At 39.9% G+C, this 21260-nt stretch carries 18 protein-coding genes and 1 tRNA gene; 1 reads left to right on the forward strand and 18 read right to left on the reverse strand.

The annotated features are described in order from the left end of the window. Positions 1-24 precede the first annotated feature (24 nt). Positions 25-360, forward strand: coding sequence for a DUF3276 family protein (locus OA84_RS02495; protein WP_039341849.1), 336 nt, complete (start codon positions 25-27; stop codon positions 358-360). Between the two features lie 88 nt (positions 361-448). On the opposite strand, the gene OA84_RS02500 is transcribed toward OA84_RS02495, so the two are convergent. The 18 genes from OA84_RS02500 to OA84_RS02585 all read right to left on the reverse strand — a co-directional run bounded on the left by OA84_RS02500 (position 449) and on the right by OA84_RS02585 (position 21203). Further along, a tRNA-His gene (locus OA84_RS02500) sits at positions 449-522 on the reverse strand. A 35-nt stretch (positions 523-557) separates the two neighbouring features. Beyond that, positions 558-1277, reverse strand: a complete 720-nt coding sequence (bshB1, locus tag OA84_RS02505; RefSeq protein WP_039341850.1) for a bacillithiol biosynthesis deacetylase BshB1 — start codon at positions 1275-1277, stop codon at positions 558-560. Between the two features lie 8 nt (positions 1278-1285). Next, positions 1286-1960, reverse strand: coding sequence for a hypothetical protein (locus tag OA84_RS02510; protein WP_039342681.1), 675 nt, complete (start codon positions 1958-1960; stop codon positions 1286-1288). Next, the gene (rfbD, locus tag OA84_RS02515) at positions 1957-2826 is read right to left on the reverse strand and encodes a dTDP-4-dehydrorhamnose reductase (protein ID WP_039341853.1); all 870 of its coding nucleotides are present in this window, start codon (positions 2824-2826) and stop codon (positions 1957-1959) included. Before rfbD ends, OA84_RS02510 begins: the two co-directional genes overlap by 4 nt. Continuing rightward, positions 2823-3314 (reverse strand): acyl-CoA thioesterase, encoded by a 492-nt coding sequence (locus OA84_RS02520; protein WP_039341855.1) that lies wholly within the window; start codon positions 3312-3314, stop codon positions 2823-2825. Before OA84_RS02520 ends, rfbD begins: the two co-directional genes overlap by 4 nt. A 62-nt stretch (positions 3315-3376) precedes the next feature. Further along, positions 3377-3871 carry an OmpH family outer membrane protein gene (locus OA84_RS02525; RefSeq protein ID WP_039341858.1) on the reverse strand — a complete coding sequence of 165 codons (495 nt, stop codon included), beginning with the start codon at positions 3869-3871 and terminating at the stop codon, positions 3377-3379. A 46-nt stretch (positions 3872-3917) separates the two neighbouring features. Further along, entirely contained in the window at positions 3918-4460 is a 543-nt protein-coding gene (locus OA84_RS02530; RefSeq protein WP_039341861.1) for an OmpH family outer membrane protein, read from the reverse strand. Positions 4461-4472: 12 nt separating this feature from the next. Beyond that, positions 4473-7007, reverse strand: a complete 2535-nt coding sequence (locus tag OA84_RS02535; RefSeq protein ID WP_039341864.1) for a BamA/OMP85 family outer membrane protein — start codon at positions 7005-7007, stop codon at positions 4473-4475. 26 nt (positions 7008-7033) lie between these two features. Beyond that, positions 7034-7783: an isoprenyl transferase gene (locus OA84_RS02540; protein WP_039341867.1), complete on the reverse strand. Its 750-nt coding sequence runs from the start codon at positions 7781-7783 to the stop codon at positions 7034-7036. Between the two features lie 3 nt (positions 7784-7786). Continuing rightward, a complete protein-coding gene (gene porG, locus OA84_RS02545; protein WP_039341870.1) occupies positions 7787-8560 on the reverse strand; it encodes a type IX secretion system protein PorG in 774 nt (257 codons plus the stop codon). A gap of 174 nt (positions 8561-8734) precedes the next feature. After that, positions 8735-11206 (reverse strand): exopolysaccharide transport family protein, encoded by a 2472-nt coding sequence (locus OA84_RS02550; protein WP_039341874.1) that lies wholly within the window; start codon positions 11204-11206, stop codon positions 8735-8737. Position 11207: 1 nt separating this feature from the next. Then, positions 11208-12077: a polysaccharide biosynthesis/export family protein gene (locus OA84_RS02555; protein WP_039341877.1), complete on the reverse strand. Its 870-nt coding sequence runs from the start codon at positions 12075-12077 to the stop codon at positions 11208-11210. Positions 12078-12108: 31 nt separating this feature from the next. After that, on the reverse strand, positions 12109-13230 hold the full coding sequence (locus OA84_RS02560; RefSeq protein ID WP_039341880.1) for a glycosyltransferase family 4 protein: 1122 nt from the start codon (positions 13228-13230) through the stop codon (positions 12109-12111). 1 nt (position 13231) lies between these two features. Next, complete coding sequence (locus tag OA84_RS02565; RefSeq protein WP_039341883.1) at positions 13232-14362, reverse strand: EpsG family protein; 1131 nt, start codon at positions 14360-14362, stop codon at positions 13232-13234. Positions 14363-14381: 19 nt separating this feature from the next. Beyond that, entirely contained in the window at positions 14382-15377 is a 996-nt protein-coding gene (locus OA84_RS02570) for a glycosyltransferase family 2 protein (RefSeq protein ID WP_233701813.1), read from the reverse strand. Then, a complete protein-coding gene (locus OA84_RS02575) occupies positions 15374-16909 on the reverse strand; it encodes a glycosyltransferase family protein (protein WP_039341888.1) in 1536 nt (511 codons plus the stop codon). Before OA84_RS02575 ends, OA84_RS02570 begins: the two co-directional genes overlap by 4 nt. A 60-nt stretch (positions 16910-16969) precedes the next feature. Continuing rightward, on the reverse strand, positions 16970-18046 hold the full coding sequence (locus OA84_RS02580) for an arginase family protein (protein WP_039342683.1): 1077 nt from the start codon (positions 18044-18046) through the stop codon (positions 16970-16972). Between the two features lie 79 nt (positions 18047-18125). Next, the gene (locus OA84_RS02585; RefSeq protein ID WP_039341890.1) at positions 18126-21203 is read right to left on the reverse strand and encodes a T9SS type A sorting domain-containing protein; all 3078 of its coding nucleotides are present in this window, start codon (positions 21201-21203) and stop codon (positions 18126-18128) included. Positions 21204-21260: the final 57 nt, after the last annotated feature.

Here is a 21260-nt window from a genome sequence, read left to right on the forward strand (position 1 = left end):
TAAGATATGCAAAAACATCTACAAATGAATGATTACAAGGAAAGGCACGAGAACGAAATCTTTACCAAGGTTCTAAAGGCGGGACGGAGAACTTATTTCTTCGATGTGCGTGAGACAAAAGCGGGCGATTATTACCTGACCATTACCGAAAGTAAAAAGAACTTCAGCGAAAATGGTGAAGCGAGCTTCGAAAAACATAAAATTTATCTCTACAAAGAAGATTTTAAAAGTTTCGAAGAAATGTTTAAAGATTCTACAGATTTCATCATCAGCAATAAAGGTGAAGACGTAATTTCGGAAAGACACGATAAAGATTTTAAAACCCGTACCTACACGATTGAATCTGAAGAAGAGATTTAAAAAAATAAGCATTCGGACTGAATGCTTATTTTTTTGTTTAAATTTTGAAAAAAGAAAAAACGCATTGAAAATCAATGCGTTTAATTTGGGTGGATGATGGGTCTCGAACCCACGACCTTCGGTACCACAAACCGACGTTCTAACCAACTGAACTACAACCACCGTTTGAGAGTGCAAATATAAGATTTTTCGATATACTACAAAATAATTCCATCGAAATTTTTGAAGGCCAGAAGCTTTTCTGTCGTAAAGCCTTCCGCGAAGTCTACGCCGGACAATCTTCCCAAATCCTGCGCGCGGTACGTAAGACTTTCCAGGAAATCTTTTGTGGCAATGGGCGTTACAGGTTCGGTAGATTTTGGGTCGTAAAATTGGGTTTTATAGGCCAGACAAGCCTCGATTTTTTTCTCCATATAAGCTGAAATATCCACGACAAAATCCGGCTCTATATTTTTCCACTGAATGTAATGGAAAACATGTTTTGGCCGCCACTGAGTCTGCTTTTCACCTCCAGATTCTGTTTCTATTTTTACCAAACCAGCTAAAAAACACGCGTCGGAAACCAGTTTCGCAGCTTTTGCGTGATCGGGATGACGGTCTTCTATTGCGTTGGCGAAAACAATTTCTGGCTGGTGTTTGCGTATTTTTTTCACAATTTCCAGTTGATATTCCTGCGTGTTCAAAATAAAGCCGTCCGGAAATTTTAAATTTTCCCGCGTCGAAAGGCCTAAAATTTTGCTCGCTTCCGCTGCTTCTGCAGCACGTGTAATATTGGTGCCCCTTGTGCCGAGTTCGCCCTGCGTAAGATCTACCACGGCGACCGTTTTACCTTCTGCAATTAATTTTGCTAAAGTTCCGCCGCAACCCAATTCAACATCGTCCGGATGCGCGCCAATGGCTAAAATATCTACTTTCATCTTAAATTTTATTTCTGAAAAAACTGGTAAATAGTGGTTAAAAATTGTGCGTACGATTTTTCGAGCTTCATAATGTCGCCGGATTTAAAGTTAATTCCAGCGCCTTGATTTGCATTCACCGAAAATCCGGAAAACTGAAAATATTGCACCGGCTGATCGTCCTGGGCTGATAATTTAATGCTGGAACCTAATAATTTTCGGGTGGAAACGGTATAAATTTCACCCGGAATTAATTGAAGCGTTGTATAAGTGCGCGGTTCAAAAACCACGTCTTTGTTATTAAAAGCGATGGTTTGCTTTTTATACGGCGAAGCGATGAAATAAACCAGGTTTTTTTCCTCCGGAAAATCTTTCGGTTCCACGTAATAGAGTTCGATTTTATAATGCGTAGGATCAAATTTAGAAACCGTTTCATCGATTTGAACTAAAGGTTTCCAGGCAAAAGCATTGGCCCCGATTTCTTTCGCTTTTTTATAAATCTGACCGAAAACTTTCGCATCATCATCAGAAAATCCCTGAACTTCAACTTCACCCAAATAAATTTTGGCGGTTGAATCGGCATTTATTTTATAAAAAACTTTGTCGGTGTTTTTATGGGTTTGCGCGACTTTGCTTAAAGTTACCTTTTGAGCAAAAGTGAAAACTGAAAAGCAAAAGCTTAGAAAGAAAAAGAACTTTTTCATTCCGCCGGTATTTTTAAAATATTGATGCATTCCTCCAAAGAATTTTCCCAATGTTCTAGTTCTACGCCGTAAAATTTTTCAATTTTATCCAAAGCCATCGTGCTCCGGTGCGGACGTTTTGCTAAAGTGGGAAAATCTGCCGTTGTAATGGCATTTAATTTAATTTTAGATTCAGAAAATTCGGCGATTTTACGGGCAAAATCGTACCAGGAAGTTTCAGGGTAATTTGAGAAATGGAAAATTCCAAAAATTTGCCTGTTTGACCCGATAATTTTCATTACCGCCTGTGCGAGATCATTTGCATTAGTCGGCTGACCGAACTGATCAGCAACAATTCCCAACTCTTCTTTTTGGCTGAAAAGCTGCAACATTGTTTTCAAAAAATTTTTGTTGAATTCTGAATACAACCACGAAGTTCGGATGACGATGGTTTTCGGATTATTTTCGAGCGCAAGCTCTTCCCCGGCACGCTTCGATTCCCCGTAAACACCTTGAGGATTGGTGAAATTATCTTCGGAATAGGAAATATTCGTCTCACCATCGAAAACGTAGTCCGTAGAAATATGAATTAAAACGGTGTTTGATTTTTTACATGCTTCCGCGATATAACCCACGGCATCTGCGTTTACAGCAAAAGCTTTTTCCCGCTGGTTTTCCGCTAAATCTACCGCGGTATACGCTGCAGCATTTACGCAAAAATCCGGCTTTAAATCATCAAAAAAATCCGAAACGGCAGACTGGTTTGTAATGTCTAATTCATCGGAACCTACGAAATGGAAATCGTACTGGCTGCTGTAATCAAAAGCAAGTTTTCGAAAGCAGTTGCCGAGTTGGCCATTTCCGCCTAAAATGAGTATTTTTTTCATGCTCTTAAAGCAATTTTATTTTGTTTTCTAAAGTATGCTACGCGGCTTTTAAAATCGGGTTCTTCCAAATTTACCAAAAACTTCATAAAAAGATTTTTGGTGTCGTCGGGATGAACGTCAGATTTGCGAGTTTTCATGTTGAAATAAATGACTGAAAGCCACAAAACGCTGTGAATTGTTTTGCCGTCTTCACTTTTCATAAGAATTTCAACCTTTGAAAGGCGATCACCAACTTCAATGGTTTTGCTGGAAATCTGGACTCTTGCATTGTAGCGAACTTCTTTTAAGTAGGCAATTTCATTTTGAATGGTAATCCAGGTACAGCCGGTTTTGCGCGTATATTCTTCGTAAGTAAAGCCGTAACCCGCTTCCACGTGGTCTTCACGCGCATTGAGCATGTATTCCAGATATTTCACATTGTTCAGGTGACCGATGGGGTCGCAATCGCTGAAGCGGATTCGCACAAGACTGGAGATTTCTTTTTGCATGGTACAAAATTAAAAAAACCATCCCGGATAATCGGGATGGTTAGATTGATCAAGGTGATTAATTAAAGTCCGAGTTCTTTTTTCACTGCTGGTGTAGCATCTGGTCCACCTTTGTAGATTAATGCGCTACCGTCAATAATAAAATCGTAACCGTTGGCTTTTGCCACTTTTTCTACGGCTTTGTTTAATTTGTCGATGATTGGTTTTACAGCGGCATCTCTTCTTTGAGCTAAATCATTCTGAGCAGTTTGCTGAATTTGTTGCAGGTTTTGTTGTTTTTTCTGAAGATCAGTTTCTTTTGCTGTTCTTTGAGCTTCAGTTAATTTCGCACCTTCTGCCTGATATTGCTGAACTTCTTTTTGAAAAGCTTCAGCTTGTTTTTGTAATTCGTCACCTTTAGTTTTGCTGAAAACATCCAAATCGTTGGTCATTTTTTTAGTTTCCGGCATTGCAGCTAATACAGATTCGTAGTCCATCATCGCCATTTTTTGGGCTTTTGCAACTCCTACAGTTAGAAACATCATTACTGCTGCAAATAATACACTTAATTTTTTCATAATTGGGGTTAAATTTATCGTTCGTTTTTGTTGTTTAAAAATTATTTTATTTCTTCTTTTTTTCTGCCGCTTTTTCGGGGGAATTTTTCAGCAGCAAATCTAAGACTTTATCGGTATAATCGTACTTTTTATCGAGAAAAATCACACTGATGTTGTTGCTTTTATCAAGAACTATGCCCAAGGTGTTTTTCTCTGATACTGTGCGTATTGCATTCCAGATTTGGTCCTGAAAAGGTTTGGTTAGATTGGACCTCACATTGTTGATTTCACCCATGGCACCGAAACGGTTATTAATCATGGTTTTAATCTTTTTATCCAGATCATCCACTTCTTTCTGACGAAGTTTCAGTTGGTCACCAACGAGTAGAACTCTTTCGTTTTCCAGGGCTTCTTTTTTCTTGTCAAATTCTGTCTGAAGCGTTTGAATTTCATTTTGCCAGTTCGTGATCTGCTCGGTGAGCCGTGCTTCAGCATCTTTGTACTGAGGCAGTTTGTTCAGGATATAATTGGTATCTACGACACCTATTTTCTGTGCGCTTACCGTAAGTGTAAAGGCAAAGAGAAAAATTAACAGCTTAAACTTTTTCATCACTAAAATGATTTAGAGCGATTGATTCATCAGGAAGTGAGTTTTCCAGCCGGAAGGTTCAGAACCTGAAAGTGTTTTATCAAAACCGTAGGCAAAATCAAATCCAATCAATCCAAAAGCGCCCATATACACGCGGATACCAAGTCCGGCAGAGCGTTTTAGCTGGAACGGATTATAGCTTCCGAAGGAATTATAAGCGTTTCCACCTTCAAGGAAAGATAAAGCGTAGATTTTCGCGGTTTGGTTCATTGAGATTGGATATCTTAACTCTAACGCGAATCTGTTATAAATTGTTGCACCACCATATGGCGTTACATCATCTACTGATCCACCGGAAGAGGAAGCGTTTTCATATCCACGAAGGGGAACGAGCTCGCGACCGTCATATCTGCCACCCATAAGTCCTGTACCACCAACATAAAATCTTTCAAAAGGCGGTGCTCCCAACTCTTTGTTATAACCGTTCAGGAAGCCCATTTCTGCAGTACTTCTTAATACCAGTTTACCTGCAACCGTGTTGTAAGCATCAGCTTTAAATTTTACTTTATAAAACTCCAGCCATTTGTATTTTTCAATCGGCTCCATGGTAGAATAATCTTTATCGCTGAAAAGACTGTATGGCGGCGTGAATTTCACCGAAGCTTCGATGTTGGAACCCATGGTCGGGAAAATCGGGTCTAAACCAGCAGAATTTCTGCTTAAACCAATATTAAAACTGAAGTTTTTCGCTGATCCATAATATTCCGTGGTGTTCCCAAACTGGAACGGATAATTTTGGAAATCGTAGCTCTGGTACTGGATTCCGGTATATAAAGAGAAATAATCATCCGGCCATCTTAAAAGTCTGTTCAGACCTGCGCTGGCGGAGAAGATATTTAGTTTTTGGGTCAAGCCAAACTGGTCGCTATATCTTACCAAAGACTGGTTAACACCAATTGAAAGCGCTGTTGGACGTGTTCCGAATAACCATGGTTCTGTAAACGAAATACCATAGTTCTGGAAATATTGTCCCGCCTGCGCCTGAATTGAAAGCGTTTGCCCGTCTCCTTGCGGAACAGGTTTGAAATCCTTTAATTTCAAGAAATTTCTCAAAGAGAAGTTGTTAAATGTAAGTCCCAGCGTACCGATAAATGAGCCGCCACCGTAACCAGCCTGAAGCTGCACTTGTGAGGAACCTTTTTCAACCAATGTCCAGTGAACATCAACAGTATTGTCCTGCGGATTTGGGTTAATCTGTTGCCCAACTTGCTGCGGATCAAAAAACTGCATTCCGGCTAAATCGAAGTACGTTCTTTTGATATCGCTTTTTGAGAATAAACTTCCCGGTTTTGTACGTAAGGAACGCAGGATTACGTGGTCATGCGTTGTAGTGTTTCCACTCCAGGTTACACGGTTCCAGGTCGCTTTTTCACCTTCATTAATACGGATTTCCAGATTGATTGAATCTCCTACCACCGATTTTTCAATTGGCGTTACGTTGGAGAAAAGATAACCGTTGTTCATGTACAGCGACTTGATGTCTGAATCGTCTTCTTTACCGCCGTCTTCACCAACTTTTTTATTAAATCCTACAGCATCATAAATATCACCGGATTTATAGCCTAAAACTTTCTGCAGATAATCTGTGGAATAAGCCGTATTTCCAAGAAAATTTATATCTCCGATATAATATTTTTTACCTTCGTTTAATTTGACATTAATTTCAAATTGGTTTTGCTGGTTGCGCCACACCGAATCGGAAACGATTTTAGCATCGCGGAAACCTAAGGAACGGTAATAGTTGATCAAGTTATCTTTATCAGCTTCATACTTTTCCTCGATGAATCTGGAAGGTTTTAAAATACCTTTTATGCTGAAACTTTTCTGCTTTGTATCTTTAAAGGCTTTATTACGCAGTTTTCGGTCGGAAACGCTTTCGTTTCCTTCAAACTCAATATGGCTGATTTTGATTTTTTTACCTTTATCAACCTCAATGGTCCAGTCTACCAAATCAGGATCACCCGCGTTTACTTTATCCTGAATGGAAATTTTCGCGTCAGCATAGCCTTTTTTAATATATTCCTGCGGAATATTGGTTTTTAGGGTCGAAATTAAATTCTGTGTGATTTTTGTACCCGGTTTTAGATTGTTGTCTTTCGCCAGTTTCTCACTTTTTGATTTTCCAATGCCTTTTCCGGTGAATTTTACTTCACCTAATTCTTTAAGATCCTGAAGGTTAAAACGCAGAACTACCTGATCGCCTTCAATGCTTTGAACATAAACTTCAACTACGGAAAAAGATTGTTGATCCCAAAGCTTTTTAATCGCATTACTGATCTTTTGTCCCGGGATTTCCACGCTCTCATTTTTATTAAGACCCGTAAATCTTAAAATCTGAGCAGCGCTGTATTTTTTTACGCCATCTACGACAATGTCTTTCAGGATATAGGTGCCAGCTTCGTTTTGAGCGTAGACAGGATTGTTTTCCTGAGGCTGTTCGGGGGTAACCTGACCATAGAAATGTGCCGATGCCACAAACATGATGATGGGTAGGAATTTAAACTTCATTTTTATCTTGCTATCTTTCTTTATAATTATATTTCGTCCAGCTGCTCGCTGATTTTGCCGAATCTTCGCTCTTTACACTGATAATTGTAAACGCAGCGGTAAAAATCTTCCGCAGTAAAATCTGGCCATAAAATGTCTAAAAACTGCAATTCTGCATAAGCGATTTGCCAAAGCAGGAAATTGCTGATTCTAACTTCACCACTGGTTCTGATAAGAAGATCCACCGGTGGAAGGTCCTTGGTGTAAAGATGGTTTTCGAACAGTTCTTCATTGATGTCCTCTTCAGAAATTTCCCCTTCTTTTAGCTTTTTTCCTATTTTTTTTACCGCGTCCAAAATCTCCTTCTGCGAACCGTAGCTCAATGCCAAAACAAGGTTTCCCTTGTCGTTATTTTTGGTCATATCTACCAGCTGCATCATCTGTTCTTGAACGAGTGGCGGTAACTTTTTAATATCACCAATCACATGCATGCGCAAACCTTTGCTGAAAATTTCTTCACCTTCCAGCAGAAGCGTTTCGGAGATTAAACTCATCAGCGTGTTTACCTCATCATCCGGTCTCTTCCAGTTTTCAGATGAAAAAGTGTAAAGGGTAAGATATGGAATGTGGAGTTCGTTACAGGCACTTACGGCATTCCGCACTGCCTGGATTGCGTGTTTATGCCCAAAAGTGCGTTCTTTACCTCGGGATTTTGCCCAACGCCCATTACCATCCATAATAATGGCGACATGTTTCGGTAAGTGGTCAGGATTTATTTTTTCTTTGATGGATTCCATTATTTAATCGCAAAAACAAGGTGGTCTGCCGAATGAATAACTAAGGCCTAAAGTAATAGAATTCACCCAATCTTTCGAATTCGGATTTCCAATTTGTCGGTCTCTTTTAATTTCAGCTACCTGCTGATCAGTAAGTGTACTTTTGGTTATACTTATATTTTTATCCTCTACAGTGCTGTAATCAACAGAGTCGGAAAAAGTGGGACGGAACATTAATTCTCCAAAAAGTGCCCAGTTATAGTTAAATTTATATTTCAGCCCAGCACCGAAGGGAACTGCTAAAGTAACGTCGGTAACATATTCCGCGGCGTTTACTATATTGTCTTTTATAACTAATTGCGGCGTCTTATAAAGCATTCCTCCAACACCACCGAATATATAAGGACTCAGCAAACTCTCCTGCTCCTCGTTCACCTGAAAGAAATTGTATTCAAACAAAACATCAGCTTCGTAAATAGAGTTGCTGCCTTCAAGATATCTGTTGCGGCGGTAAAATTCTTTCGCGTGCGCATCTGAAAACTGAATGTGGCTGTAGCCAAGATTTACACGTATTGATTGATAAGGACTGATGTTCCGGCGGTACAGGATGCCACCGTAAAACGGAATACCAAGTTCGCGGTAATTGCCAAGTGGTTTCTGTAAAATATAGTTGGTTCTGCCAATGTCACCCACCAAATTGCTCATTCCCAATTGGACACCGATTTCATGCCGCTGCCCTTTTACGGAAAACGAAATGAAAAAGAGCACAATAAAAAAGTATATAATTTTCTTTTGCATGAAAATTGGGAATCAAAATTTATAAATTGCTGCAAATATAAAACAATTTTACCTGAATGAAATTCTTAATATTTAGTTAAATAACCTCAAAAAAGCATAATTTTTAACGGCTATTTAAGGCAATTTTTTCGTTTTTTAATATTTAGTTTTAAATTCTGTAATCTCGGTAAAACGCTAATTTCTGCCAAAAATACTCCGAATTTTATTTCGGATTTTAATAATAGTAGGTTCTTCATACGTTGCATCTTCTTCAAAATAGCCGTAACCGTACCCGTAACCGTAGCCGTAGCCATAACCCTGCTTGCCGCCCTGGTAATCGTTATACACCAAACCAAGATTCTGCACCTCATTATTATGATACTTTTCGGTGATCATTTTCAGCATGTGCTTTTCAGTATATTCATGGCGAACCACGTAAATACTCGCGTCTGCGTATTTCATCAGTTCGTAGGCATCGGCAACCAAACCAACAGGCGGCGAATCAATGATGACAAAATCATAATGATTGCGCAATTCCTTGATAAAATTAATGCTTTTTTCACTCATCAGCAATTCCGAAGGATTCGGCGGTATTGGGCCCGAAGTCGCAACATGCAGATTTGGTATAGATGTTTGATTGATGATCTGGTCCATTTCCACTTCACCGGTCAGGTAATTGGAAATCCCGAATTTATTATTGATTTTAAAATCACCAAAAATTTTCGGTTTGCGCAAATCCATTCCAAGAAGAATGGTCTTTTTTCCACTAAGACCTAATACCGAAGCGATATTGATGGAAACATAAGTTTTTCCTTCCCCACCAATTGATGAGGTAAGCAGGATAACTTTTGAGGTATCATCTTCTTTGTGCAAAAAGCGCAGATTTGCACGAATTCCGCGGAAGGCTTCAGAAATTGAAGAGCGCGGCTGTTCCAGAACCGTAAGATTATTGTCGTGCGAATTTCTGCCGATAACACCCAAAAGTGGAATTTTTGTTACCTGCAAGAGTTCTTTGATGTTTCGGATACGGCTGTCGAGAAGTTGGCCAATCGCCAAAAGCAGTAACGGCAAAAGCACAAGCCCACCGATGATGATGTATTTTGCCTTTGCAATATTCGGTGCGATTGGTTCCTGACCTAAGTTTTTAGCAGGATCGATCACCGTGATGTCCGATTTATTGGTCGCTACGCGAATTTGTGTTTCGTTCTGTTTGGTTAAAAGCGTGTTATACGTCGCTTCAATCATATTATAGCCGCGTTCCGCATCCAGATATTTTCGCTCTTTCGCCGGATAAGACACCAATCCTGAAGTCACCCGTGCAAGCTGGCGATCGATTTTTGCCAGTTCTCCGAGGTAAGTATTGTAATACGTGCGTAAGGAGCCGTTCGAGTTTGTGCGTGCTTCATTAATTAAACGATTAATTTCGCGCATCGGTTCGGAATTCGGTGTATAAATCAGCGCAAGTTCGCGGCGTTTTGCATAGAGGTTTTTCAGTTCCGCAACGGTTGCATCGAAAATACCATCCTGTATTCCGGCCGCGTTCATATTGATTAAACGGTCCAGATTCTGCGAAGCGAGGGAATTTTTGATGCTGTTCAGGGAATTGATTCTGGTAATTAATTCGGCTTTTTTTGTGTCCAGCGCTTTAATTTCATCCAAAGATTTTTCATCACGCTTTTCTACATCATATAAACCCTCGGACACTTTCATATGATTGAGCACCGTCGCGCTGGAATCTAATTTTTTCCGGATATTATTGAGGTTTTCTACCAAATATTTTTCGGTGTTTTTATCAACGGTATTCCGGTCTATTAAGCGCTTTTTTTGCAATTCATCTACCGAGGTATTCAGGAAATTTACCGTTCCGTTCAAGTTATAACCTTTTTTGGTAATGATCATGATGGAATTGATTTCCTTATCAAAATCAACCGTAATCGTGTTGAATAAATTATTAACGGTAGAATTTACCGTCGATAAGTTGACAATAATATTCTCAAACTGAATTGGGCTTGGCTGCTCATTTTTTACCAAACGGAAGCGGAGATTCGGTGCCACATACCATTCATTCAGACCAATGACTTTATTTTCAGGTCTCTTAAAAGGAGAAATAGTGCGGAAACTTTCGGTTTCGTAGGAATAAAGGTTCGTAGATTCACCTTCCGAAGGTAAAACCACTTCATAGCGGTTGCCGCCTTTGGGAATCAGGGTAATCGGATAATCAACCTGCTGCGGATAAGATTTATCGATTTCGAAAAAAACTGGTGAATCGTATTTGTCCAGATACGTTTGTTTAATAAGACCTTTTGTAGAATAATTGATGTAAAGATCAAGCTGCTGAACCAAATATTCGTTGTGCGAACGTGAAAGCAGCATTTTCTTTAAATAAATTCCGTCCTGATTGCCGTTTTGCCCCCAAATAAAGTTGATGGACTGGTTCGGCGTAAAATAACTCGCGGTATTGTTTGATACGCTTAGAGAAAGATTAGATGCGTAAACACGCTGCGCGTAATATTTGCTGTATACCCAGGAAATCCCCAGACCAAGAGCGATCATCAGCACGAACCAATACCAGTTGCGCACAACCCGGCGGATGTAATGTTCTACATCGAAAATTGCGAAAGAGCCAATTTTGCTTGCGGACTGTGCAGTTTCTTTTTCCGGAATCATCTTACAGTCTGGTTAAAATTAGGTAAATAGACATTGCCGTGGTAATTACAGATACACCTGTGGTAAGCGTCTGAATTGGATCTTTACCAAAACCATTCAGGTTTTTCGAGCGTGTGTTCAGAAATATTTCATCACCATTTTGCACCCAATAATACGGTGAATTCATGACGTCTTCGCGTGTGAGGTCAACTCTCGCGATTTTTATACCTTCCGGAAGTTTGCGGTGAATAACAATATTAGTACGATCCACGGTTCGGTTTAAACCTCCGTTTATAGCAAGTGCTTCGGTTAAAGTCAAGGTATTTTTATGCGCTTTTTTCTCGCCACTGACCTCAATAGTTTCCACATCACCGAGAATATAATACGTAATTCCGTCGGTATTCAGCCGGACTTCAGATTTTCCCTGCACGAAATTTTCGTCCACGCGGTTCTGAATTTCCTGCGAAATCTCTTCTAAAGTTCTGCCTTCAGCTTTAATGTATCCGATTCCGAAAACATTAATATCACCTTTGGAATCTACCTTTAAACCATTAAAATAGAAATTGATATTTCCGCCGTTGTCTTTTGATTGCTGGTTGGAAACCGACATATTTGTCGGCGATTGCGCATTGGTCCTTCCTGTTCCGTCGCTAACCGTGGCGTTCAAGCTGGAATAAAACTGCGCGGCATCACCTTTTGGTGTGGTAACAATGTTCAGGTTCAGCATATCATTTTTGGTGATACGGTAAACCGGAATATTATACGGCACCAAACCTTCTTCGTTGATTACCAAACTCTCGTTTGGCTGCATATACCGTACATCTTTGGAAGAAATGCAGGATTGTAAAAAAAGGGCGAAAAAGAGGATAAAAAACAGTTTAAATATTTTCATCAGCGTAAAAAGTGTTTGCAAAAATAACAAATTAATTAGTTTTCTGTCTGCTTATTAATATTATACGGGGAATACATGCTCCAATGAAACCTAAAGTTACCACAATCAACATTAAAATATTAACATTGATGTGGCGGAAATAATAAGCAATTCCCACTATGAATAAATAATAAAGCAAAATATAAAAGCAGGATCTGCGGTGTGTAAGTCCCAGTTCCACCATTTTGTGGTGAATATGGTTTTTATCAGCCACAAAAATCGATTGTTTGTTCCTAATCCGGATAACGATTACGTGAAGTGTATCGACGATTGGTAAAATTAAAATTGCAACAGCAATCGCGGGCGCCGTCTGCAAATAATATCGCGGAACGTCGGGAAGTTCTTTATCAATGAAAATATCCAGGAAGCAAATAGCGGTAAATGCCAGGAGAAATCCCATAATCATTGAGCCCGTGTCGCCCATGAAGACTTTGTTGTTCCGGTAATTTGACAAATTATAATAAAGAAATCCAATGACCGAGCCGATAATTACTCCGGACAAAACCACCAGCGGATAATTAAATTCGCCCAAACGGAAATAGCTTATACCGAATAAGGCGCTGCAAATCACCGAATAACCTCCGGAAAGCCCGTCGATTCCGTCAATTAAATTAAAAGCATTGATAAGCAGAATAAAGGTCAGCATGCTGAAAATCACGCTTACCGTATAACTCAGTTCATAGATCGCAAAAACACCGAAAAAGCTTCGGATTCTAACATCAGAGCCTAAAACCATTAACCCTGTGACTATTACCTGTGCCAAAAGTTTTTTATAGGCACGCATCACCACAATATCATCCATCACACCGATGTAAAGCAAAATAACAAGCGAAGCAAACAGAAATTTATACAGTTCGAAAAGTTCAAACGCAAAAATAGACGCGCAAACGGCAAGAGAATAAAAAATAGCAATTCCGCCTAGGTTCGGGATTTTCCGCAAATGCGAACTTCGGGTTCCAGGTTCATCCATCAGATTTTTCCGGCGTGAAATCTTCACGATGGTCGGTATGCTGAAAAACGTCAGCAAAAATGAAAGAACCGACCCCAGCACGAGCTTTGCCGCGAAGAGAGAAACACCCATCGATGCCAGAAGATCTTTTATCAGTTCATTCATCCTACCAGAGTACGTTTGTATATTTATCTAATGTAAAAGAACCTTTGTCGCCGTTTCCTTTACCAAAGTAAAAAAACATTGCGATAAGGTAGGTCATAAATCCAAGATACAGAATTTGCCGGGTTCTGCCGCGCACCGCGTATACAATGCTCGTCATGCAGAACATCGTTACAAAAAACATATACGCACCCGGAAGTCTTACCGCAAAAATCTCATTGGACCGGAAAAAATAAAACAGAACCAAGCCAAAAACCGCGAGATTCCGCATATATTCATACCACAAAACCTCATCGCAGGCACGTTTATCAAATCTAATTAAAATCGCGATAAAAATAAGTTTTACAATATCATTTAAGCCGGTTTCTACTTCTGTGCCGTAATATCGGTCGTCGAGATAACCCGTATAAGCGCCGGAAAGATCGTCCGGAGCGATGGAGCTGAATAATCCGCCACCCAAACGGTACAATTCCAGTGGTGAAACCAAAAGCGCAATAATCAAAACCCAAAAAATTCGTTTGCTGTTCATCGGGATTTTTACAATCCAGTAAGCAGGAATAAACACCACCGAAGTTTTGTGAAAACCCAAAGCAATATACATGCAGACCAGAAACATCAACAAATTTCGGTCTTTAATAAATTTAAATGAAGCAATACACACCGCGATGCCAAGTCCCTGGCGCATTTGCCCGGAATCTTCGAAAAACATAATGGGCATAAAATAGAAAAGCAGCGCCAGAGCCGGAAACGCTACATTTTTGTAAATGGCGGTAAACTTCAGCGTTACCGCAATTAAGGCACAAATAAAAGTGACCACGAAAAACGGCAAACCAAAATCAAAAACAAGTTTATTGATCAGTACGTAAATCCATTCAATTTCTTCAGCGTTTGGGCGGAAAAGTGCTTTGTCAAAAACGTCGTTATACGATGTGTAGAGGGAAAAACCCGCGAAAAGCGTGCGGTAAACCGGATAATCTGCGCCGGCATTCAAACGGAGACCTACAGCAACAATGATTAAAACACCCGCAATCCAGATAAAAACGCTTTGTTTTTTCTCCAGCCGGAAAATCTCCCAGTAACTCGCAAAGGCAAGAAAGGCAAAGATTATCGCAAAAATAGGGTGTAGAATTGGCATCAAATAAAACAGCGGTTTATTATATTATTTTTTTTATTATCAGATAAAAGCCGGTGAAACAAAGGAAATAGTAGATTTTTTTCTTCAGCGGTAAAGATAGCAGATAATTTCTTCCAAATCTTTTGTAGCGCAAAATTTCTAAAAGCGAAATTTCATGCTTTTTTCTGAAGTTTTTCAACTCAATTTCCAATTGCTTAAAAACCGCGGAATCCTTCACAAAAGCCGTGTACGCCAGGAAAGTATAAACACCTTCTAAAATCTGAAAATTTTTAAGTTCAGCTTTCTTCGAAGCATATTTTGAGGTTTTGAAATATTCCGAAACATCTTCTACCGCGCGTAAAATATCAATTCCGTTTGCTGAATGGCTTTTAGAAATCGATCCTTTGCGTTCTAAATATTGATAATGAAACTTCTGCGTTTGGGCAATCACCGAACATTCCAAAAGAAGCTGCGGAATGAGCTGAATATCTTCGAAATGAATTCCTTTTTTAAAGCGTTTTTCCGCAAAAAGTTCAAGCTTATAAATTTTATTACAGGCAAAATAAGACAAATCGGAAAACACAGAAAAATGCTGTTCTAGCTCGATATTTTCCGGCAGATGCGGAATCTGAATCAGATTTTGAAGAACTTTCCCGTTTTCATCGACTTTTTGCAAATTACAAATCACCATTTCGGCGACGTGCTTTTTTGCTAAACTGTACATTTCTTCAAACATCGTGGGCGAAACTTCATCATCGCTGTCCACAAAACCGATAAATTCTCCGGTCGCACGATCTAAACCAAAATTTCGCGCGTCGCTTAAACCGCCATTTTCTTTTTGAAAAGCTTTAATTAAAAGCGGGAATTTTTGCTCAAATTCCTCGATAATTTTTTGCGAACCATCGCTACTTCCATCATTAATAACCAAAATTTCGATGTTTTCTAAAGTTTGGTTGACCAAAGAATTCAGGCATTTGTGCAGATATTTTTCCACCTGATAAACCGGAACAATTATCGAAACAGCCGGCCTCATCATTGGTTTTGATTTTTTCGGTAGAGAAAATAATCCTTGCCAATCGGCCGGATTTTGTAAATCCATCTCAACATCGCCGGCGCTTCTTCATGAATTTTTTTAATCGGATAGATTTTTTCCAGATGATAATTCTGGTTGAAATTTGCGGAATCTTCCGGCTTTAAAGTATAAAAACGCGCCCCAACTTCCGGTTTTCCGGCGATTGTCAAAATATAATCGGGTTTAAAACGCTTCACCGAATTGATCCACCAAAATTTTTCATCTTTCAGCATTTCATCGTTAATTTTCGAATTCACCAAACCAACCTCATCGTACGTGTAAAGTCTGGTATAGAAAGGAATTATTCCCGCAGGTTCCAGAAAAATTGACTGCTCCGCGGCTGTTTTTTCCCGATTTATATCCGCTGCGATTTGCATTCTTTGGCGCTCTTCCATATATCCGATGGTGTACGACTGAATAAACTGGAAAAAATACAAACCGAAAAAAAATGCCGTTAAAAGGCCAAATTTTAGCGTTTTCCTTTTTGTTTCTAAATGCAGAAAAAAGTACAGAATAATGGCGAATAAAAAGACGCGCGGCAACCAGTAATACCAATCGAAATACGCTTTGAAACCTGAAAAAATCGTGATTTTAATTAAAGCAAAAGCAGTGATGAAAAACAATATAGCTTTAATTAAAGGAGATATTTTTTTGTCACGTTTAATTTTAAACAAAATAAACGCGAGAAAAACCAGAAAAGCGAGGAAAATTAAAAATGTTAGGTAGCTGTATTTTTTAATTAAACCGCCGTAATACGCCCACTGCAGCATCAAAAATTCAAAGCTGTTGTTTTGCAGCAGGTTTTTATAAGCGATTTTTTTCGCCGTAATGGTGTGGTTGACAATTTCGCCGAAATAAAAATAATTAAATCCAACCACGCTGAAAACGCCAAAAATTCCGCCTAAAAGCAGGTAAAAATTGAATTTTTTCTTTAAATAAATATCCGCCAAAAAGAAAAGCCCGAGGAAAATTACGGTGTCAATTCTCGTCCATAAAAGCAGAATTGGAAAAACGAAATACGCCCATTTTTTGCCCCGAAAAAGGCCAAAATAAATAAGTCCGTTGTACAGGAAAAACAAAATTCCATACTCCATTCCCAACAGCGACGCGGTGAGCGCGGGCGGCGTCATGTTAAGAAAAATCACAAACAACACACGAAAAATTGGCTGCTTACGGAACAAAATTTTTGAAAGCCACCAGGAACCGATTGCAAACAAAATACTGCTGAAAATCAGCAACGGATAAACAAAATTTTCACCAAAAATGATGTTGAAAAGCGCCGAGATAAAAACGTAAAAATGGGTCGTAGAGGCCGATATTTTTTCGTGCCCATTAAAGCCGATAACGCCGTAATTCACCAAATTTTTCGCGACGCGCCACGTGATAAAAGAATCTTCCTGAATATGGTTTGTAAAGAACATCGGCAGCTTTAAAATTACCGTAAGTAAAATCAGCCAAAAGGGATTTTCGGAAATTTTTGCTAAAATTCTTTTCATATTGGTGTGTTGCGGCAAAAGTAGGAATTTAAAATCATCAATTCTTTAAAGCGTTTTCGCTTATATTTTCAGCAATCTTGGATTAATGAAACCATTTTTCGCCATTTCGTAATCGGTTTGCGCGCACGGTTTTAAGTATCCGGCGTTTTCTTCAGTTCCGAAATACCACAGATCTGAAAAAGTTTCGCGCTGAAAAGCAAATTTTTCTTCGCCAATCATCACCCAAAAAGTTTCAAAAGCTTTTTCAGTCGGATGCGATTTTTGAATGTTAATTCCTTCGATCAAATGCCAGATCATCTGCGCCAAAAGCTGGTGATTCAGCTGGTTTCGCGAGCTGATATTGGCATTCAAAATACCGGCAGCTTTTAAATTCTGGCTCAGACCAATTTCTTTCATATAAGCACAAATTTCACGGCGGTTCAAGCCGTTCACCTGCGGATTCACCGAGAAACCATCGCCTATACTTTCTACGGCGTCGCAGTTTACGGTCACGAGATCAGCCTGGCGAAAAAACGGTTCGGTACGTTCACTGCTTCCCATCATTTCAGCAAGCCGAATGACATCAAAATCAACTTCGCGCATCAGTTTCACCGAATCGTTCGCATTCAAATGTTTTTGATAACCTAAATGGTGATAATTTTTCAGACTGAAATTTTTGGAACTTAAAATTCGGGACAGAAAGTTGGTTTCGGTTAAATTTTCACCGTCGTTATTTAGCGAAACTACATTTGAAATTTGCGTATAAGTAAGATGTTGCTGAAGTGAATTTAAAGTTGAAAAAAGCACGTAAGAAAGTTCGTTGCTGCCACCAACAACGACCGGAACTGCGTTTTTCTGCCGGCACATCGTGATAATTTCACCAAGTACGAAATGCGTGTCTTGCTGCGTGCGCCCGGAAACCAAATCGCCCAAATCACAAACCGGAAGTTCAAAATCTAGTTTTGAAAGCTTATACAATTCACTTCTGATATTCCTGAAGTCTGCCATTTCCGCCTCACCGTCGCTGATGCCGCGATAATCTGAGCAGAAAATCAGCACGATGCTGTTTTCTTTTATTTCAGACGAAATTATGCTGCCAAGTTGCCACGGTTCGGCACTGATTTTTTCGGCGGGAAGGAAAATATCTTCAAGATTCATAGAAGTTTTTTTGAATGAAAAACAAAAATATAAAAAAAGCACCACCAAAGGCGATGCTTTTCATTATAAAAAAATTTAACTAACGTTTGATGATCTTTTTGGTAATCACGGAATTGTCTTTCATAACGATTTTCACAATGTATAATCCCGGAAGCAAATTACTTGCATTAACTTTATTGTCTTGAACGGAATTTTTCAAAACCAGTTTTCCGGTCATATCGTAAATTTCTACCATTTGGCTGTCTTTATTTTTGATCGAAAATTCTGTGGTAAAAGGGTTTGGATAAATTTGAACATCCGTTGTGGTGATTGTTTGTGGCGGCGTTTCCACTTTCGGCACAGTTACTCGAATTACTTTTGGATCGCGCTTTGCGCCCAATAGACGCGTCACATCTTTCGCGCAGCGCACAGACATTGCTGCTTGCGGATAAACGCCGGTCGCAGTCTGCATTTTATCGTTCTGAAACTGCATCGCCAAAGCAAAACCGGAATTAAAATCCGCCATAGAAGCCGTCCAAACGCCGGAACGTTCAAAATTCAGCTGATTTTCACCAATTTCACCACGGATACCGTCCGCCGGGAAATCACCGATGTTAAATACTGAATTTGCAAATTTCCAACCTTTGGTACCGTCCACTTTTCCGGAATAATTTTTGGCAATATCCTGCCACTGATCCTGGATTACACCTGGTTTTCCGTAGGTGTCATTCTGATAACCGTTGTACCACGGCGAGTTTCCTTTGGAACCGGAGTACAGATTGGTAAAAGTTACATCCGGCACACGCCAGCCTTCCGGACACGGATCGAACGGTGATTTTACATCTGCGTGACCCCATCTTTCAGCAGCTTGCGCACGGCCATCAGCCACCCAGTCACGAACTTCATTTAGATCATTATCATAATGGTTTCCGCCGTTGTAGATTTTACCGGTATTTTTTTGAAACAGAAAAATCAGCGGGTTTTGCACCGAAAATTTTAAATTTTCACTTACCTTTTTATTTTGCACGGAATTTTTGGAACCGTAATCTTGATATGCACTTGAAAAACGGTTTGCATAATCTGCGCTGCTTACTTTAATAAAATTTGCCTCTTCAGCAGCATTTTTTTGCGACGCAACCAAAACCTGGCTTCCATTTGCGAAAGACGGAAGCGGATCTTTTCTTCCCCACTGGTAGTGCAGACCGTTGGCTTTTCCAGACGAGAGATCGCTGCTTAGCGCACCTAAATTCCGGTCCATAAATTCGGTCGTCATTGATGGCAATTTTGTTGTACCTGTATTTTGGATGTTAAATTTAGCTGGAATCTGACTTTCGGTCGTGTATTTCACTGTGTTTTCCGTCGGGTTGTCTTTTGTCACCCAAATATGCCAGCTCCAGTAAACCGGTCCATCTACATCTCCGTTGTGAAGTGAAACTACTGCGTTACCTTCGGTATTTGCATTTGTGGTAACTTCAATAACTGAATTTCGAGCATCTGCTGCGTCGGGACGGATATTTACTTTCGAGATCAGGTTTTCGTTTGTTGTCCAAAGAACTTTTGCAACCAATTTATCAGAAGGTAACATTTCGCGTTGCGTCAATAGCTGGTTATAAACGGAAAACGCTTTGTTTACGGGAATTTCCAGTTTTTGGTTTCCGGTAAGGATGTAGGAATTTGGATTATCTAAACCAACTCGGTAATTTTCTTTTTTATCTGAAAAATATTGCGTCGCAAAATTGCCGATGGCTGCCATATTGGGGTCGCGCATGCATCTCACGGCGTTTCCTGTTTTTGTTGGGTTGGTTTCATTGTTATAAATCGCATGCAAACCAACACTGGTGGAAGTTCGGTACGGATCCGAAAGTATGGAGAACAATCTTGCACCGTCATACGCGAAAGTTGCGCTCCACAAGCCACCGTTCGATTGATTATCCTGGAAAGTTACACCAACCGGTGCTGTCGGTGCGTTTGCATTTGGATAATACACGTACGCTCCCGGAACCGGCATGATGCCGATGTTTCTTGCACCTTCTTGCGCATTTGTGAAATCCATTCCCAAACCGGGATATACTTTTATGCCTTTTAAGCTGGTATTTTCAGCATCCGGGAAAATCTGGCGGTATTGCACATTAGAATCGTCATTTACGCCGCTGTTTTTTCGGCCGAAAAAGGAGAGATTATTATTTTGAGTTTCGCGCCCATAATATGAAGGCACGCGCCAGCCGCTTGGGCACGGATCGAGTTCGGATTTCAGCTCGTAGGAAGCGCTTTCTTTTTTTAAAGTTGTGCTGGAACTGCTGGCGTTGCTGTTCTGTCCTTTCGCGTTATCGGACCATAAATCCCAGGTGACATAATCCGGGCTTGCACCTGCAACTTTATAACGGCTGCTGGAAAACCAGTTTCCGGTGTTATCGGTATTTACGATGTAGGTTAAAGGATTTTTGACGGCATATTCAATGTTTTTCTCAATTTCATCGAAAGGCCGCACTTTTACAGGAATAGAATTTTTCGAATCAATCTGCTTGTGTTTCAAAACACCCACTTCCCCACTGATTTCATAGAAGAAAGAATCTTTGTAAACCAAGGGCGGGAAAGGATCTTTTCTTCCCCACTGATACATTAATCCGCCACTTTTCTGCCATTGATCACCCAGAAAGCTGCTGCTTGCGGCGCCCAGGTTGCGGTCCATATATTGAATTTCGACGGGATTTCCTTTTATATCAGTTTCGAAACCTTGGGTATACTTCACGCCGTTTTCGGGATTGTCTGTTACCCAAATATGCCAGCTCCAGTAAATGGTTCCGTTCACTTTAAACGCGATAACCGCATTGCCTTTTCCGCGGGCGTTATCAATAGAAACTTTGATTTTTGAAGAAGACGGCTCGCCTTGTGAAATTATCGAAACATTTTGCACCAAACCCGGTACATCTTCCCAGTATAGAGAAGCGCTTTGTGTACCTTCGGGAATTGGTGTGGAAGTACTGTTAGCTTTTAAAAATTCGTAATCGGACCACATATCGTAGGCCTTTTTCACGGGGATTTCTATACCGCTAAAACCTTGCTGCTGTGCAAGATCAATATCGTAAATGTAGCTGTTCGGGCCTTTCGCGGCGCTGGAAGTCTGAGCTGTTAGAACATGAGCAAAAAAACAAAATATTATTAAGGGATATTTTATCATTGTTAAAATAATTATTACAATTTAATTGTGATAATTTTTTAACATCGTTTGTGTGTT

This window comes from Kaistella solincola, from assembly GCF_000812875.1.
In the GTDB taxonomy this organism is placed as follows: Bacteria; Bacteroidota; Bacteroidia; order Flavobacteriales; family Weeksellaceae; genus Kaistella; species Kaistella solincola.

Coding starts and splice junctions, on each gene's coding strand:
- OA84_RS02555 (WP_039341877.1), bottom strand. CDS start 12,077: ATGAAAATATTTAAACTGTTTTTTATCCTCTTTTTCGCCCTTTTTTTA.
- OA84_RS02535 (WP_039341864.1), bottom strand. CDS start 7,007: ATGAAGTTTAAATTCCTACCCATCATCATGTTTGTGGCATCGGCACAT.
- OA84_RS02530 (WP_039341861.1), bottom strand. CDS start 4,460: ATGAAAAAGTTTAAGCTGTTAATTTTTCTCTTTGCCTTTACACTTACG.
- bshB1 (WP_039341850.1), bottom strand. CDS start 1,277: ATGAAAGTAGATATTTTAGCCATTGGCGCGCATCCGGACGATGTTGAA.
- OA84_RS02575 (WP_039341888.1), bottom strand. CDS start 16,909: ATGAAAAGAATTTTAGCAAAAATTTCCGAAAATCCCTTTTGGCTGATT.
- OA84_RS02540 (WP_039341867.1), bottom strand. CDS start 7,783: ATGGAATCCATCAAAGAAAAAATAAATCCTGACCACTTACCGAAACAT.
- OA84_RS02550 (WP_039341874.1), bottom strand. CDS start 11,206: ATGATTCCGGAAAAAGAAACTGCACAGTCCGCAAGCAAAATTGGCTCT.
- OA84_RS02565 (WP_039341883.1), bottom strand. CDS start 14,362: ATGCCAATTCTACACCCTATTTTTGCGATAATCTTTGCCTTTCTTGCC.
- OA84_RS02525 (WP_039341858.1), bottom strand. CDS start 3,871: ATGAAAAAATTAAGTGTATTATTTGCAGCAGTAATGATGTTTCTAACT.
- OA84_RS02570 (WP_233701813.1), bottom strand. CDS start 15,377: ATGATGAGGCCGGCTGTTTCGATAATTGTTCCGGTTTATCAGGTGGAA.
- OA84_RS02585 (WP_039341890.1), bottom strand. CDS start 21,203: ATGATAAAATATCCCTTAATAATATTTTGTTTTTTTGCTCATGTTCTA.
- OA84_RS02495 (WP_039341849.1), top strand. CDS start 25: ATGAATGATTACAAGGAAAGGCACGAGAACGAAATCTTTACCAAGGTT.
- OA84_RS02510 (WP_039342681.1), bottom strand. CDS start 1,960: ATGAAAAAGTTCTTTTTCTTTCTAAGCTTTTGCTTTTCAGTTTTCACT.
- OA84_RS02560 (WP_039341880.1), bottom strand. CDS start 13,230: ATGAATGAACTGATAAAAGATCTTCTGGCATCGATGGGTGTTTCTCTC.
- porG (WP_039341870.1), bottom strand. CDS start 8,560: ATGCAAAAGAAAATTATATACTTTTTTATTGTGCTCTTTTTCATTTCG.
- OA84_RS02580 (WP_039342683.1), bottom strand. CDS start 18,046: ATGAATCTTGAAGATATTTTCCTTCCCGCCGAAAAAATCAGTGCCGAA.
- OA84_RS02520 (WP_039341855.1), bottom strand. CDS start 3,314: ATGCAAAAAGAAATCTCCAGTCTTGTGCGAATCCGCTTCAGCGATTGC.
- rfbD (WP_039341853.1), bottom strand. CDS start 2,826: ATGAAAAAAATACTCATTTTAGGCGGAAATGGCCAACTCGGCAACTGC.